The following is a 17,674-nucleotide window of genomic DNA, read 5'->3' as shown; positions in this document are numbered from 1 at the left end:
CGTCGCGGTTGGTTTCCAGTAGCCTGAGGGAATGGGGAAGAAATCTCGCACCTGCCGGGGTGAGGCTCACGCCATGGGATGTCCGCTTTACCAGCTTGGCACCCACAACATCTTCCAGCCTTTTTAGTTGGAGCGAAGCTGCTGCTTGAGACAGTGCCATGTTCTTTGCCGCTGCTGTGACAGATCCTAAGTGCGCAATCGTAACAAAGCATCTTATACAACCCAGATCGAGCAAAGGTTGCATTGCTAATGATTTCAGTTTGTTCCTACTGTCCACGGTGCCTGTCCCTACCAATCATGCGTATTCGCTTAATGGGCTAAGCGAAAAATGGCCGTAACGTATTGGTATTCCTCTACCAATAAAAACGTGTGAAGCAATGTGACACTCATCTTCTTAGTTCCAAAAAAGATTGGAACCGTTCCCAATTTAGCGTAGCACAATATTGCGATAAGACAATTGAGAACGGCTCCGAGCCAAGATACGGCTCAAAACATCAATGAATGGGGGGAACTCAACATTGATGAACAAAGCCTTAGTTGCGGGAGGCAACAATAAGGCTGTTGGCAGCTTGAAAGCAGTAAACAATCAGAACCAAACTTCCATTTGTACGCCTGTGACGAATTCTGAATCTCCTTTACTACCGAAAGTATCCCCGTCCCTATCAGTGATGTAGCTTCCATAGAGCCGAATCTCTGGTCTTGCCCAGAATCCATCACCCATCGCCCACGCCTGCGCAAGGGTGAACTTACTTCCACCTTGATCCTGTTCTCCATCTTGGGTTTTCGAGAAGTAACCAGCTTCAGCGATGGTTCTCTGTGTATCACTCCACTTGTACATGGGTCGCACCACGACCGAGAACAAATCCGAGTCGCCTTTGCCGTTAATCAGGTCAATACCTCGGTGATAAGAAAGCTGGTGCCCCATTTCCCATGCATCACCAAAGCTGACAACACCCCAGTTAATGATCCGAAATCCACTCGCCTCATTTTGAGCACTGTTTCCGCGCGCATAACCAGGTCCCTGCCCAAAATTGGCAAGCTGATCACCGTAGCCGGCTGTACCGTACTGGAAAGCTGTTTGGTTGAAGCCATTTTCAAGATTTTGGTGGACTACAGCTGTCACAAAAATACCGTCATCTGATACTTCGTCTTTTTCATCTTGCTCGGTAGCAAAGTTATACACCCCTATCAGTTCCAAGGTGGCGTTGTCCCAAAGCGGTATATCCGCCAGACGCGCATCGACCAAGTAGCCAGTAGAGTTATCCGTTTTGCCATCTTGAATAAATGCTAGAGAAAGCTTTTGTTCACCGACAGGGATGTTTTCAATGCCACCGCCCGTTCCAGAATTATTGAGAAAGAAGAAATCCGTGATATGGACATCTTTGCGCTGATAGAAGCGTTTCCCTCCCCAAAGTACGGCCTCTGGTGCTGATTCAAATAGACCGGAGGCAGTGACGTAAAACTGAGGCACATTGACTGAATCATCGCCATCCGAGACATCAGTTTCCCAACTGCTGATGCCATCATCTCCTTTCGACAACATTGCGGTGAGTTGCCAATTTTGCTCACCTTCTTGTAGCATCTGGACAAAGCCAAACTCATAGTAATTGTCACCTTCGTTGCCCAGCCGGCCGAGGGCATTTTTTGCAAATGATTGGTCGCCAGAACCATCACCGCTAATCGCGGTACCGGCCCGAGCATAACCAGTAAACTCGACAGCTGACACAGCAGTACTAGATATCGCGCATGCAACAGCAAGAGCCAAATAGTTTAGTTTTTTCATACCTTACTCCTTGTTATTTTCTTTGCTCTTACATGCTCGTACAAAGTTAACAATGGCAATATTCTTTAATTAGCATGACTTCCACTTTAAATTTAAAAAATAGACCTATTTCAACATTCCCATCCATTACACTTAAAATCTAAATCCTATTGAATGCATGATTTTTTAGGCTCTTCTTTCATGATTTAAAATCAACTTAAAATAACTTCAATTTATTTAGAGACCTGAATCTATGCGATCCTATTTTTGATGAACACAATTCAAGACACGTCTAGAAAACTCGCTTCTAAATACGCCATAAAAATCTGTTATATCAGAATTTAAAAAATATTATATTCACAATCATAACAGTGATGACTTTTGAAAAAAAATGGATGAGTTTAAATTTTCAGACAAGAAAAACATCGACTGAATGGAATTTAATACACGCGATGTTACATTAAGTGAAAGTTAAAAATGGAACCTCATTATAAAACCCATAAGTGCATGTTATTAAAGGATATAATAGCTTCACCTTGATAAATCAAACAAGGTAAACATGGCTTTAATGATAAGAAAGGAAAGCTGGCGCTCACTCATCCAACAATTGATAGAGCGCCATTTTTATTAGTGCAGAATCATAAGATTTGAATGTTTTTGTCTGTATTTACGTTTTGACTAAAACAGAATCGCGATGCTTTCGAATGGCCTTAATTTTAATGATAATAAACTTGATACATGTAAATCATCGTTATAGTTATGAATGAGAATTTTCCCAGCACTCATGTCCACACCAAAATCCTCGACACTAACAGTGTGAGGCTTGAAGTTGCTTAATACAATGAGTTCGTTATCTTCATTCCTTCGACGATAAAAAAGGACGTCTGGATGATGAGGGAGTAAGTCTACATAATCGCCATCAATAATGACTTTTACTGACTTTCTAAGCCTTATTAAATGACGGTAGTGATTTAAGACGGAATCTTTATCTTCCATCGACATTTTTACATTTATATCACCCGCGTTTTTCGCAAGGCTTATCCATGGTTTTACTTTTGAAAAACCGGCGTACTCTGTGTTGTCCCAATGCATAGGAGTGCGCGAATTATCCCGTGATCTTGCACTTAATATTTCTAACACTTCACCTTTGGGAACGCCTTTGTCAATCAGCATGCGATAGGCGTTTAGGCTTTCTACATCTCGGTAATCGTGAATATCTTGAAAGCAGGGATTTGTCATGCCCAGTTCTTCGCCCTGATAGATATAAGGTGTTCCCTGCATCAGGTGGATCACGGTCGCCAGCATTTTCGCAGATTCAACACGGTACTGCTTGTCGCAACCAAAACGGCTGACAATTCTGGGCTGGTCGTGATTACACCAGAAAAGAGCATTCCAGCCCTGACGATAAAGCCCTTGCTGCCAGTCCCGAAAGATTGCCTTGAGTTGAAGAAAGTCGAACGCGCCCAACTGCCACTTTTCACCGTGTGGATAATCGACTTTTAAATGATGAAAATTGAACACCATAGAGAGCTCTTTGCCAGACGGTGCTGAATACTGGCGGCAGTGCTCTTCTGAGGTGGATGACATTTCACCGACAGTAACAACGCCGTATCGCTGGAAGATATCCTGGCTCATCTCCTGCAAGTATTCATGAACCCTAGGGCCATCAGTGTAAAAGCGTCTTCCGTCACCGGCATGATCATCTGGAAAATCCTGCTGCTTGGAGATTAAGTTGATGACATCAAGTCGAAATCCATCAACGCCTTTTTCAGCCCAGAACTGCATGACGTTCTTGATTTCTTGCCGAACAGCCGGGTTCTCCCAGTTTAAATCAGCCTGCTCTTTCGCAAATAGATGCAGGTAGTACTGGCCAGAATTTGCTTCATACTCCCAGGCGCTGTTTCCAAACTTGGACTGCCAATTGTTGGGAGGATGCCCATCGACTGGATCTCGCCATATGTAAAAATCCCGATACTGACTGTCTTTTGATTCAAGAGCCGATTTAAACCAGGAATGTTCAGTTGAAGTATGGTTAAACACCATGTCCATGATCACACGTAATCCTCGTTGATGCGCTTCTTGCAGAAGCTTATCAAAGTCATCCATGGTGCCGTATTCAGGCGAGATGGCACAGAAATCAGAAACATCGTAGCCATTATCTATCTGCGGCGACACATAGATAGGAGTGATCCAAATTGCATCAACACCCAGATAACAGAGGTAATCCAGCTTACTGATAATACCTCTGATATCTCCTGTGCCCGAACCTGTTGTGTCGCAAAAACTTTTCGGATAAATCTGATAAATGGTGGCTGAACGCCACCACTCATTGTTCTCTAACATTACTTTCCTCGTTGTTTTCATTGGATTCTAATTCACGCCAGTGCCAGTTTCCCTGTTCGTTCCTGACGCTTGTAGGCCATGATTGTCAGTAACAGAGGTACAAAAATAGCGATCAGCATTGCAATGCCATACACGCCCCAGTACTGACTTTGGATAGATAAAATAGCCGGCAATCCACCCACACCAATGCCGTTGGCCATGACACCTGCAAACCCACACAAGGCCGCCGCCATCGACGCACCAATCATTGCTGACAGCATTGGGAAGCGATATTTAAGATTGATGCCGTACATAGCAGGTTCAGTTACACCGAGGTATGCGGAGATTGCTGCAGGTACGGATATCTCTCGCTCATTCTTTTTCTTGCTGATGATGATGATGCCCAATACCGCCGAAGCTTGTGCCATGTTGGACAGTGCGACAATCGGCCAAATTGGTGTCCCTCCCATTTCCTGCATGAGCTGAAGGTCAACCGCATTCGTTGTGTGATGCACACCAGTGATAACAAGAGGTGAATAGAGGAATCCAAAAATAGCTGCACCGATAAATGCATAATCTCCGGTCATTGCAGAGCGCGCTAAAAAGGCAACACCACTGCCAATTTCACGACCAACCGGACCAATGATGCTATGCGCTAAAATCACAGCACTAGTCAGCGCAAGAAACGGCACCACAACGAGATAAAGGTATGAAGGAATAATGCGTTTTAGATGTGTTTCAATAAACGCGAGAGCAATACCGGCGAAAATCGCAGGAATAACCTGTGCCTGATAGCCCACCTGTTCGATGGCAAATACCCCAAAATCCCAGACTTCCGGCTCTTGAGTGCCGATGAGGTAAGCATTCATCAATTGGGGGGATACCAAGGTTACCCCTAAGACAATCCCCAGTATTGGGGTGCCGCCGAGCTTGTTGACAGTAGACCAGCAAATACCGACTGGAAGGAAGAAAAACACAGCCTCACCGATTAACCACAAAAAGCTGTGTGTGGTTGCCCAGAACTCGTTGGTTTCTATCAAGGTTTTACCGCCGAACATTTCTACATCGCCAATCACGTTGCGAAAACCGAGGATCAAACCACCAGTGATAATAGCGGGTAGCAGCGGAACAAATATTTCTGCAAGATGAGAAATAGCACGCTCTAGAAGGTTCATATTCTGCCGGGCAGCTTTCTTCGCCGCTTCTTTCGATTCACCCTTAATGCCTGCTTGCTGCTCCAGTAGCTTGAATGCTTGATCAACATCCGTTCCTATCACCACCTGAAACTGCCCTGCGTTGGTAAAGCAACCTTTCACCATAGGCAATTTCTCAATGGCTTTGGCGTCTGCTTTATCCGTTTCGTTTAGAACGAATCTAAGCCTCGTTAAACAATGACTGACAGTCGCGATATTGTCTCGTCCGCCGACTAGACGAATAAGGTCGTCTACTCCACTTGCTGTAATGTTACTCATAGTCTTATCCCTGCGTTTTACTATTCACGCCCAATATTAGAACCGTTCCCAAAAATATATCAGGCTTTAGTAAAGTGCCATTGGGAACATTCCCAAAACAGGATTTAGCTCACAAAGTATTCGAAATGAATAGCGAGTGAACGCGACTGGAATTATTCAGTTATCAGCAACTTGCTTGGTTGAAGAAAGTGGCAATGCTTTGTTTTATCTTGGTTTTCTATTTGGGCGAGTAACTGTTTAGCGGCGGCGTTACCTGCTTGACGGTAGCCTAAATCCACACTGATGGATTGCGGAAAGACAAATCGAAGCAGTTGGTGGTTGCCAATACCGCCAATACGGATGTCTGTGCGACCAATGTCCTGGAGGCGCTTGCCAGCCCCAAGTGCCAATGTGTCTGATGCGCAAACCACAGCCTGCGTTTCAGGACGAATGAGGGAGTCCGTCACCTGATAGCCACTGTCTAACGACACTTCAGCGATGTTCCAGACAGGGGTAAGATCGTGGGATTCGCAAAAACTCAGGTAGCTGTCGAGACGTACTTTACCTGTTGTTAAATCCTTTGGGGTCACACCAAGATAGCTGATATGTCTAAAACCCTTTCCATGGAAGTGAGTCATCAGCTGTTCGACGGCACCCCAGTTGTCATAACTGACTGAGCTGAATCTGTCTGTATCTACCGCCATCACCACACATCGACCTTCAAAGGGAGAAAGTTGGGCAACGTCAAATTCCGAAAATCCAAACATGATAACGCCGTCAGCATTTCGACGTTTAAGAACTTCAATATGCTCAGCGGTGAGATCGACATCGAATTGACTTTCCATGATGGCGGCATCGTAACCTTGTGCATACAGCGCAGATAGAATCCCACTCACGGCTACATTTTCCGCACTTGAGTCCAGTCTCGCGACAATAACGCCTATCAAACGTGATCGGCGAGCCCGCATGGACTGCGCGGACTTTGAAGGGGAAAACCCATGTTGGGCAATCACTGATTGAACAAGCGTACGGGTCTCGTCTTTAACTCGATGATCGTTATTCAACACACGGGAAACCGTTGACTTACCAACGCCAGCCAGTTTTGCGATATCCAATATGGTGAGTTTTTTTGTCATTGATGACTCAATCAGAGGGCTAAAGTGGGCATTTTGCGGGTTAATAGGACAAAATCAAGCCTAAGCCTCGATGGATGTGAGATTACAGTTGCCAATAAAGCACTTTTTTCGCCAGAGAAGTGCTCAGTTTAATCCTAAATTCATCAGACATTTAAAGTTATAGTGCACAAAAAACCGGTAACGTGCTATGGCCAATCCTGTTTTACGAGCACAGAAACCATGGGTAGATAAAACAGGATCTTTCGTTAAGTTCGCAGCAAAGCCAAACTAGGCCTTTTATGATAGGAGGTTAATTTCAAAGAGCCGCTATCGCGAGCGAATATCCATAACACGGTCGACAACATCAATCATGCGCCCATCGCCTACGATCTCTGCGTATTTTCTTAGCAGTTGCAGTTTAGGCTTAACGACACCACGGAAAGAATCCACCAGGCTCTCTTCAGTACTATCGTCAATTAACGCCAGTGCCGATGGGATGAGTTTCTCTCCAAATGCCAAACGCTGTTCGTCACTGCTTCGACGCGGTGCGTTTTGTGCGTCCAGAAAATGCTTCAGCGTGTTACCGGTTTTCACAGGACGTTGCACCAGGGCTTCAAGCGCAGAAAACTCGGGATCGGTCATCTCACAATAGTGTTCAACATCTGAAAACAGGGTTTTTTTGCCCCTGCCCGTCATGGTGTAGGCGATCAATGCCTTATCCCTGAGCGATTGCATAGCAATTTTCACCCGCTCGATCCGCGGATAGTCTTTCTCCAGTTTTGCCGGTGAAATATCCGGGTAGCAACGGGTCAACAACGCGATGATAGGAACCGGCTGCTTCAGAGGAACCCGCCGCTCCCTCACATAGCCACGAGGCAATGATGTCAGGTAGTACAGCAATGAGCTTTCCAATTTACCGTTGGAAAGGTTTAGGGTCCGGGTATTCAAACTGAGCGTTTTATCGTCACGGAACAACTGTGGGATCAGATTGGTGCCGATAAATTCGATTTTCTGCGTGGTGATATTAAATTGCAGGTGGCTGAAGAACGGCATGTAGCGTGCCATGCGCTCTTTACCCTCTTCCACTTTATAGGCCAAACGGAACTGGGATATACGTTTACAGCTGCGATCTACCATTTCGACAAACTGCGGTGAACGCAACGTGTTCTCGGAGTACTTGTCTGTATCAATCAAGGAGCGGTACTCAACGGAATACATGCGCCCTTCCTGCGTGATACCACCCAGCTCATTCCTCAGTTCAAAATCATCATGCGGCGCCCCGCGCAGGCGGGACAATATGGCACGAAACAGCAGAGCATCGAATCTTGGGTCTAAGGTGACCCCCAAGATCTCCGGCTCCTGAATATTCAAATCCAGTGTGTCTAAGATGTACTTCATGGAGCGGCGATCGATGTGTTCGAAGCTGGTACCTGGGTCATTGGTAGAGAAAATCGGCAAACCAAAGAAAGAACGCGGAACCAGCTCATGACTGTGAGGCACTTTCTGGTTATATAATACCTTGTGTGAGAAGCCATCTATCTCAGGTACAGAATCCAGAAGTTCTGCTCCCACGTCGCTCACTACCGCCTCAGACACCGTATTCGGCTCCGGCTCTGCGACTTGCTCGGCAACGCCAGCCGCACGAAACTGATTAATCCAGTCGGCGTAGATACGCACAGGTTCAGGGCTGCTCTCAATGGCCACGATATCGACCACTGACACATTGTTAGACACCCATGTCAGTAAGGCGCGATCCATGTCTTTTAGGTCTTCAACGTTTGCAGCACTCAGTAAGCCGATACGTTGCAGTATTTGCAGGATAAAGCGTAGTTCCATGTTGTACTCAGCTCACTTCAACCACAGGCTATTCCACTCGTTTATATCAGATCAGTGGGTAATGAATTCCACTCGTTTATAACATCAAATAGCCTAATTCGCATGTTTTTCCACTCGTTTATATCAATGATGTCGTATTGGACGCGTTTAAATACAGGGGAATACAAGTTGTTAGTGGCACCCCCTCCCCTTTTGGTAGAAAAACGACAGCAGAGAGCTACGCTTTATTTTTCACTCGTACAGATCATCGGAAGATGATTTCTTCACTCTTCCAGATCAGAAAACGATGAATTTTCACCCAGAACAGCACCATTCTCCCCTTGCGCAGATCAGATTATGTGACAAGATAAACATTTCCACTCGTTTAGATCAGAGCAACACAAGTTTGTCGCTGTCTTTCCGGCCAAACTAGGCTACCACTCGGTCGTGAACTAGGCGCCTCAATGTACAATTTCACTCGCAGAGATCAAATTTAGGCGCTTCACCTATTTATCCTGTCGCACAGATCAGATCACACCCAACATTTTCACTCATACAGATCAAAATACGCGCTATACAGCACATTTTTCCACTCACTTATATCATCACAAGCTGATTCCCACTCTTTTAGATCAAAAAATACGATATCTAGGGGTAGTTTTGCGATCTGACTGACAGGAATCTGATCTGTAAAAGTGGAATCCGATCTGAATGCATGGAATAGGTAGCCAAATGGCGATCTGAAAAAGTGGAATTCAGTATCTCGATCTGAAAGAGTGGAAATGGGGGCTTTATTGCTGAAAATAGCATCGATGATTTGATCTCTGCGAGTGGAATTAGCCACTGGGTCCTTCGAACAGATCTGATCGAGTGAAATAGCTTAATCGAACGGCTGCCACGCGGCTGACTTTGAGCGGGAAAAGGCTACAATTTCTTTTACTCACTTAGATCAGCATGTTAATCCCGCCAATCTCTTTTCAACTCAAGGAGATCATATACACAGGTCATTCAGCGTCTCTGGTGAGAGCAAGGAATACAAAAATGAAGGGTATCTATTTAAAATCAATGATATAGAATCATTTAACCATCATCAGATATCCACAACGCTTGATCTATACGGATGAAATATAGATCTAAGAGAGTGAAATTGATGATCTGAGAGCGTGTAAATCAGATCAACCACAGTGAAGAAATGATCAACAAGGCAGGAATAGCGATCTGAACGGGTTAAAAGAATTACATTTAAATCTTATAAAACAATAAGATAAACATCCCTATCTTATCATCTTCCATCTTAAATAGATCTTATACATATCTTATTACTTATCTTTGGGATGAGATCTAATCAGGTCTTTTTCTTTCTATAAAACATCAGTATCGCCACGTGCCGAATTCATCAGGCCTGTTGTACATGGCCTTTGACATCAGACCCATGCGTATCACTATAAACAATCAAACCTAAGTGGGCATTGTTTCTATCGTGTTTGTGAACCAACAAGTGAAGCCGCTTGATAAGTGGAAATATCCACAAATAAATAGTGAAATACTTAGGTTTTGACGCTAACATTCCACTTTAGTGGCATTATCCCCCAAAAGTTGATTGCTCAAGGATTTGTAGGATGACTCAGGATTTTTCTAATATCGATAGAGTTTCTGTTAAAGCAGCTCAAAAACTCGAAGACATGAGCGTCTTCATCTCCTCAGGGAAAGAAGAATTCGGCATTGGTAAATTTAACGAGATGTTGACCAAGTCTAAGTTGGCTGAATTACCCATGCTGTCAAAAGCCATCGTAAAACAAGCTGTGATCGATATGAAGGCAGCGGGTTACGTTTTTCCTAAACGCAAATATGGCGGTATTGATGTGGATGTGTTTTCCCACGATGATATCCGCGCGATTTACCGCCATCGAGGGGTCCCAACCTACCGTGAACGTTTTAAAGGTGGGTTTACACTCTTTGTTGGCAACCTGAAAGGTGGGGTGTCTAAAACAGTCAGTACCGTTAACCTGGCTCATGCTCTACGTACGCATCCTGATCTTATTAAAGATGACCTACGAATTTTGGTTATCGACATTGATCCACAAAGCTCTGCGACAATGTTCCTGGCACATTCACTGAGCTACGGCGATGTGCAGACCACAGCTATCCAGGCCATGCTAAATGACCTTCCTGCCAGCGTGCTCAAAGAAAGTTTTATTACAGAGTCTTCGGTATCTGGCGTAGATGTCATGGTGTCGTCTATTGACGATGCATTCATTGCGTCCGAATGGGAAAACCTGTGTGAGGAACACCTGCCAGGTCAGGCCAAGTACAGTGTATTGCGCGAGAATGTGATCGATCGATTGGCTGATGATTATGATCTGGTCTTTGTGGACTGTGGTCCCCACCTTGACTCTTGTCTGTTGAATACTCTGGGCGCGGCAGATCTATTGCTTACCCCTATCCCACCCTCTCAGGTGGATTTCCACAGTACGTGCAAATACCTTATTCGACTGCCTGATTTATATGCCAAGCTACAGGAGTCCGGCACACCGAGACCAAAACCCATCAACCTTGGTTACATGACGAAAGTCATGACAGAGAAAAAAGACCATTTGCAAATCACAGAAATTGCGAAGGAAATTTTTGGTGGAAACATGCTGGATGAAAAACTGCCGCGTCTTGATGGTTTCGAACGTTGCGGTGAAACGTTTGACACCACTATCTCCGCCAACCCGGAGACATATCCAGGCAGTATTTCAGCGCTGACAAATGCGAAAAAGGCGACGTATAAATTCGCTCGTTCCCTAATGAGCAGCATTGAATATATTCGCTCTGACGAGGAAAAATAAATGTCAAAGAAAGCTTTCAAACCCTTGGGTCGCGATCGGTTTATGCAATCTTCCCCAGCTGCTGCCCCGTCTGCTAAAGATGCAGAAAGTGCCGCTGAGAGCGTGGCGACATTAGAGTGGAAAATGCAAAGTGGTCTGGTCGCTACCTTCCACGAAACGGAATTAAGCTACGAAACGCTGCTGAACAACAGTTTTGTTGATGAAGAGATCAATGGCCGTAATCAACAATTGAACACGGCGACAGCGCGTGCTGCCCTTACCCGCTCTTTAAAGCGCAACCAATATTTACCGGTGATTGTTAAGCTACATCCTGACGGACAATATGAGTTCCTGGATGGCTCGCGTCGTCGATTGTCTGCGCTGGAACTGAAACGTGGCCTGCGTGCACTTGTGACCAAAGATAATGTCATTGGCAGTGATGCAAAAGCGTTGGCGCGGGAAATTCAAAAGACGGTGAAAGAGCACAGCCTTTATGAATTTGGTCTTGAACTGATTGCGACGAAACAGAACGACGGCCTTAATCAAAAAGAGTTGGCCGCGTTGTATCAGGTGTCTGAGCGAAAAATTTCTGATGCGGTCAAAGCCGGTGAAATTCCTATCTCTTTGGTTGAGCTGTATCCAAGTGTGAATGACATTGCGATTGCTGATTTCAAGACTCTGCATAAACACGTGTTTTCTACACCGGAAGCACAGCGTGAGGCTATTGTTTCACAAGTTGTTTCGGCAGTATCAGTGTCCCTTGCCAATGTGCACTCGGTGACCAAAGATGAGGTGACTGAATATATCCTAAAGGCATTTGACAGTGCGTTTGAGAAGCCAGCTAAACCAGAAAAGCCCGCTCCTGTGACTTTGGCAGACTTTGATAGCCCATTTAAGTATGCGCGTTATACACGTTCAGATCGTAAGGTAACCATTGAGCTGTCTCGTTTAAACGTAGCTCTGGTCGACGATATCCTCGAGATGATTAAAGAGCGTCTGGAGCGCTAAGTCCCCTCCCCGTTGAGAAATGGCATCTTTTAAAGGTGCCATTTTTTTTCGCCAAAGTTTACCCTCTTTTGCATTAGTTAGATCTGCTCAGACGATGGCAATTACAGCTTGTAATTGCCAGTACTACACAAAAGAAGACAGTGAAAGTGTTGTCATGAGTTGCTTGTAATATTTCGCATTTCGCTACGTTGCACCTAACGCACTGAATAACCTGCTTCCCTTTTTCATCGGTTAGACAAATTTCACATTCCGAGAAACTAAATGTCATCTTGCCAATTAATACTGCGATCCAGAAAACAAGGCCTACGCTAAAGATAGGCTTTAAAAAACAAGTGGGGCGCTATGAAAATTGCTGTCGCAGGGACGGGATACGTAGGCTTATCCAACGCAGTACTACTGGCTCAAAATCATGAAGTGATTGCCGTTGATATCGTAGACAAACGGATTCAAATGCTCAGTCGTGGCGAGTCTCCAATATCAGATAAAGAGATTGAACATTTTCTTGCCAACAAATCTTTAAATTTTACCGCAACCTTGGACAAAGAAAGCGCCTACAAGGACGCCGACTTTGTCATCATTGCCACCCCAACAGATTATGATGTCTATACCAACTTCTTTAACACCTCTTCAGTTGAGTCTGTTATCCGGGATGTGATGTCTATCAATCCGGCGGCCGTGATGGTGATAAAGTCCACGGTTCCGGTCGGCTATACACAAAAAATCAAAGAGGAATTTGGTATCGAGAACATCATGTTTTCTCCAGAATTCCTGCGTGAAGGTAAAGCGTTATACGACAACCTTTATCCATCGCGAATCATTGTGGGCGAGCGAAGTGCGCGTGCAGAAACCTTTGCCAAGTTGTTAGTGGATGCCGCAGAAAAAAAAGAAATCGACGTGCTTTTTACCAACTCGACAGAGGCGGAAGCCGTTAAATTATTTTCCAATACTTACCTCGCGATGCGTGTTGCCTACTTCAATGAACTGGACTCTTATGCTGAGGCTCATGGGCTGAATGCGCGCCAAATCATAGAAGGGGTATGTCTTGACCCACGCATTGGCGACCATTACAACAACCCTTCGTTTGGCTATGGGGGATACTGTTTGCCAAAAGATACCAAACAGTTGTTGGCTAATTATCAAAAAGTACCAAACAACATGATCCGTGCCATCGTTGATGCCAATACGACTCGAAAGGATTTTATCGCAGACTCCATTCTGAGTAAGAAACCCAGAGTCGTTGGGATTTACCGACTGATCATGAAGTCAGGTTCTGACAACTTCCGTGCCTCCTCCATTCAGGGCATTATGAAGCGGCTGAAATCCAAAGGGATTGAAGTAGTGGTGTATGAACCTGTGTTGGAGGACAAAGAGTTTTTCCGTTCAGAAGTCATTACGGATTTGGATACTTTCAAAGTCCGATCTGATGTGATTGTTTCCAATCGTATGTCGGAAGAGCTCTCCGATGTCGCCGATAAGGTCTATACCCGCGACTTGTTTGGCAGTGACTGAATATCCGAAACAGTGAGTATCGTGGTCTTCGTGACCACAGCTCAACGACGATTACAGCTTGTAATTGCCAAGTAGGCAGGAGGGGTTGTGCTTGATTGAACTCGACGCAGGTTGCTTTAACGTTATCAGGTATCCATCCATTGTGATGAATATCCGAACACCCCAGAGCCAAGCTTAAGCAGCTTTCCATTGTAAGAAGCGTTGGCAATTACAAGCTGTAATTGCCAGCGTTGAGTCTCTGGAAACGCAAACAACCTTGCTTTTTGTATCAGCGCCATGAACGAATTTCACCACATCGAACGTTACCGCCTAAATTTAGTGTCAATATTGATATTTAGGTAAACGTAATGAGAACTAAGGTCAGATGCTCTCTCAGCAAACGGCCATACCAGCCAAATCCAGAGTGCCCTGAATACTCAATTGTGACTCCTCACTTTTCGCCTCCCGTCTTCTTTTTATCACCCGTAAATCTTTGCCGTTCGTCTGATGTTACTGCGCTCATACAGCAGAAACACGGCACCTGACATAAACGTAAAAGCAAGAGAATGGCGCATTCCAGAGGGCACGAGTGCGCGCCTTGCGTCTCACTTTTGCTGATGTATTGACTTAAGGTGATAGCGTTTTTGTGATGTTGAAAACGCAGACTACACTTCAACAAAGAAGGCGTAAGTAACTGTGACAGCCAAGGAAGGTAGAGAAAATGAAGTATCTGGTGTCTGGGGCTGCTGGCTTTATTGGTAGTGCAACGGTTGAGAGATTGAATGCTGACGGACATGAAGTCGTCGGCATTGATGATCTAAACGATTACTACGATGTGGATCTGAAAAGAGCGCGTCTGGACCGCATTGCACACCCGGACTTTCGATTTCTTCCATTGGATATCGCAGACAGACCCGGTATGGCCGCCTTGTTTGCCAACGAAAACTTTGACCGTGTTATTCACCTTGCTGCCCAGGCCGGTGTGAGGTATTCCCTGGAAAATCCCCACAGCTATGTGGACTCGAATCTGGTTGGGTTCGTAAATATCATCGAAGGATGCCGGCATCACAATGTACAGCATCTCGTGTATGCGTCCTCCAGCTCTGTATATGGATTGAATAACAAGACGCCGTTTTCCACGCAAGACCGCGTCGACCATCCCATCTCGCTGTATGCAGCAACCAAAAAAGCCAATGAGGTGATGGCACATTGCTATTCACATCTCTATGGTCTTCCTACGACCGGTCTGCGCTTTTTCACTGTGTATGGTGCGTGGGGGCGGCCAGACATGGCACCTTTTATATTCACCAAAAAAATACTCGAAGGACAGCCGCTTCAGATCAACAACCACGGTGATATGTGGCGGGACTTCACCCACATCAATGACATCGTTGAAGGCGTTGTAAGAATTGCCGATGCGGTACCAACAACCGATGAAAACTGGTCTGTCGAAACGTCAAACCCTGCCAGAAGCTCAGCGCCGTATGCCCTTTACAATATTGGGCACGGGGCACCGATAAACCTGATGGATTTTATTACGTCCCTGGAAGAAGCGTTGGGCAAGCAAGCAATGAAAGAGTTCCGCGAGATGCAGCCCGGTGATGTCTATCAAACCTACGCGGACACCACTGACTTGTTTGCTGCCGTTGGTTACAAACCTAAGGTCACGGTCAAAGAGGGGGTGTCTGATTTTGTCACCTGGTACCGGGAGTTTTACCGCCAATAGAGTGGAAAACGCTGCGGGGCTGGAAAGGGCTCAGCAGCGCAGTTTGTTAATGTGCCCAGGTTGTTACCGATAAACCCAACTTGAGGGCAACGCCGCGTTACCCCGTTAAAGATTTACTGCCGACAAGGACACATATTTTGGATACCTGGTTAGGGATCATTGGTTATGGACTGGCCGCGGCCGCCTACACACTTTTCATTGTGTTGATTTGGCTGGCAAAGACCCGTTCTCAATCAAGGGTATTCCTGACAGGTGCTTTTGCGGCCACCGCGGTGACCGCAACAAACTATGCAGTGCAAATGTACAACGGCGTTATTGAGCTGGATGCGCTGGTTCTTGATTCGCTGCAGACGGTTATGTGGGGTGTGGTACTTGCGAAAATACTGCTGCAGGACACCGCCTTACTGAGTCATTTGCGCCAAAATGTGGCCAGTAGCCTGCTGGTCGCACTGTTTGTACTAGCCATTCTTGGTGAGCTCATTACCGGGCTCGGTGTTTGGCCCCTGCAGTCCTTTATTCCCGCTTTTCATTTACTCCAGGCGGTGATGATTCTCTGGTTGCTGGAGCAGCTTTACCGTCGCACCGATCCCGGACAGCGCTGGATGATAAAGCCGTTGTGTCTGGGTATTGGGCTGATCTACACCTACGATTTGGTCTATTTTTCAGATGCATTACTTACGCAAGGTTTTGATGCCACGCTCCTGTACGGTCGAGGCTGGGTCGCCCTGATTGCTGCGCCACTTGTTCTGATGTCCGTAAGGCGAATTAAGTACTGGGCGATACGGGTGTATGTTTCAAGGGATGTGATTTTCCATAGCACGCTGTTAGTGGCATCCGGGGGATATCTGTTGCTGATGGCGATGACAGGTTATCTCATTCGCTATTTGGGGGGAGGGTGGAGCAACGTCGCGCAATACATTTTCCTTTCACTGAGCGGTGTTGTGCTGGCGACTCTGTTTTTGTCTGAATCCTTGCGAAGCCATTTAAAAGTACTTATCGCCAAACACTTTTATGAAAACAAATACGACTACCGGGAAGAGTGGATGCGTTTTTCATCCATCCTAGAAGACAGTAAAGCGTCTGCCTTCTCTGTTGCACTTCAAGCGATGATGACCCCCTTTGGCTGTGAAAAAGGGGGGCTGTATGCGCTGGATGGGCGGCGTTGGGTGGAGAAAGCACAGGTAAAGCTGCCTGAAAGAAACACCCATGCCGTGCTGTTTGAGCTTGCAAGCAACGCCCTTGAACACCACTGGATAGTCGATATTCAAGAGTTGCAGCGGGGCGGCGCATCAACGCCTTTTGCATACTCTCGAGAGGCGATAACAGATGTTGATGACATTAAATTTATTGTTCCAATCTTTGGGGCGGACAACATCCGGTTTGTCTGTTTTCTTTCAAACCTGACCAGCTCAACCTCCTTTAACTGGGAGGACAGGGATCTGATGTGGGTGATTAGCCAACAATTGGCCGTCTATTTGGAATCCCATATCAACAGCCTGAAGATAGCGGAAAACCAGCAGTTTGATGCGTTCAATCAAATGTCGACTTTTCTCGTTCATGATTTAAAAAACGTGCTGGCGCAACTCGAACTGCTCTCTAAAAATGGACTAAAACACCGGGATAACCCGGAGTTTATCGATGATGTGTTTGTGACCATTGATTCAGCGGGATCCAGATTGGGTAAGGTGCTGATGCACCTCAGGAAGCATTCCATTCACGAGCGACCCAACGAGAACGCAGATGTTGGGGAAATCGTCATGAGTGCGTGCAATGAACGTATGAGCAAAGCGCCCCAACCGCATTGCGATATCAGCGGGAGTGAGAGGTTTGTGATCCTGGCTGACCGGGAGCGGCTTAAAAATGTCTTCACGCACCTCATCCAAAATGCCCAGGATGCGACACCGGAACATGGCTACGTCAAGGTTTCGCAGCGCGCTGATGATGACTATGTGTGTGTACACATTGAAGATAACGGGGAAGGGATGTCAGAGCACTTTATCGCAGAACGCCTATTCAAGCCGTTTGACACCACCAAAGGCAATGCGGGGATGGGGATTGGCGCATATGACGCCAAAAAGTTTATCGAACAGTTAGGTGGCTACATTGATGTCCATTCAAAGCCTGGAGTTGGGACCCGCTTTGATGTGTACATCCCCCGAAGCACCGGGGCTTGACTA

At 45.9% G+C, this 17,674-nt stretch carries 11 protein-coding genes; 5 read left to right on the top strand and 6 right to left on the bottom strand.

All coding sequences use genetic code 11. From position 1 onward, the window contains the following. The 6 genes from KU854_RS25165 to KU854_RS18205 form a co-directional block, all read right to left on the bottom strand. The coding region (locus tag KU854_RS25165; RefSeq protein ID WP_418885867.1) for a LysR family transcriptional regulator at positions 1-244 on the bottom strand (244 nt) is incomplete at its 3' end. 342 nt (positions 245-586) lie between these two features. After that, positions 587-1,783, bottom strand: a complete 1,197-nt coding sequence (locus tag KU854_RS18225; protein WP_218359841.1) for a maltoporin — start codon at positions 1,781-1,783, stop codon at positions 587-589. Positions 1,784-2,440: 657 nt separating this feature from the next. Continuing rightward, a complete protein-coding gene (gene treC / locus KU854_RS18220; RefSeq protein ID WP_218359840.1) occupies positions 2,441-4,105 on the bottom strand; it encodes an alpha,alpha-phosphotrehalase in 1,665 nt (554 codons plus the stop codon). A 32-nt stretch (positions 4,106-4,137) separates the two neighbouring features. Further along, positions 4,138-5,556, bottom strand: coding sequence for a PTS trehalose transporter subunit IIBC (treB, locus tag KU854_RS18215; protein WP_218359839.1), 1,419 nt, complete (start codon positions 5,554-5,556; stop codon positions 4,138-4,140). Positions 5,557-5,708: 152 nt separating this feature from the next. Then, a complete protein-coding gene (gene treR, locus KU854_RS18210) occupies positions 5,709-6,671 on the bottom strand; it encodes a trehalose operon repressor TreR (protein WP_218359838.1) in 963 nt (320 codons plus the stop codon). Between the two features lie 306 nt (positions 6,672-6,977). Continuing rightward, the gene (locus tag KU854_RS18205) at positions 6,978-8,486 is read right to left on the bottom strand and encodes a hypothetical protein (RefSeq protein WP_218359837.1); all 1,509 of its coding nucleotides are present in this window, start codon (positions 8,484-8,486) and stop codon (positions 6,978-6,980) included. 1,598 nt (positions 8,487-10,084) lie between these two features. On the opposite strand from KU854_RS18205, the gene KU854_RS18200 reads away from it, so the two are divergent. The 5 genes from KU854_RS18200 to prsK all read left to right on the top strand — a co-directional run bounded on the left by KU854_RS18200 (position 10,085) and on the right by prsK (position 17,671). Beyond that, the gene (locus KU854_RS18200; RefSeq protein WP_054780297.1) at positions 10,085-11,296 is read left to right on the top strand and encodes an AAA family ATPase; all 1,212 of its coding nucleotides are present in this window, start codon (positions 10,085-10,087) and stop codon (positions 11,294-11,296) included. After that, positions 11,297-12,283, top strand: a complete 987-nt coding sequence (locus KU854_RS18195; RefSeq protein ID WP_218359836.1) for a ParB family protein — start codon at positions 11,297-11,299, stop codon at positions 12,281-12,283. It abuts the gene before it with no gap. A 342-nt stretch (positions 12,284-12,625) separates the two neighbouring features. Beyond that, positions 12,626-13,792, top strand: coding sequence for a nucleotide sugar dehydrogenase (locus tag KU854_RS18190; RefSeq protein ID WP_218359835.1), 1,167 nt, complete (start codon positions 12,626-12,628; stop codon positions 13,790-13,792). 700 nt (positions 13,793-14,492) lie between these two features. Then, positions 14,493-15,497: an NAD-dependent epimerase gene (locus KU854_RS18185; protein WP_218359834.1), complete on the top strand. Its 1,005-nt coding sequence runs from the start codon at positions 14,493-14,495 to the stop codon at positions 15,495-15,497. A 137-nt stretch (positions 15,498-15,634) separates the two neighbouring features. After that, positions 15,635-17,671 carry an XrtA/PEP-CTERM system histidine kinase PrsK gene (gene prsK, locus KU854_RS18180; protein ID WP_218359833.1) on the top strand — a complete coding sequence of 679 codons (2,037 nt, stop codon included), beginning with the start codon at positions 15,635-15,637 and terminating at the stop codon, positions 17,669-17,671. The last annotated feature ends 3 nt before the right edge of the window (positions 17,672-17,674 follow it).

Origin of the sequence: Enterovibrio paralichthyis, from assembly GCF_019209835.1 — a bacterium.
Classification (GTDB): Bacteria; Pseudomonadota; Gammaproteobacteria; order Enterobacterales; family Vibrionaceae; genus Enterovibrio; species Enterovibrio paralichthyis.
Note: the sequence above shows the minus strand (reverse complement) of the source record. Positions and strands in the feature narration are given on the sequence as shown.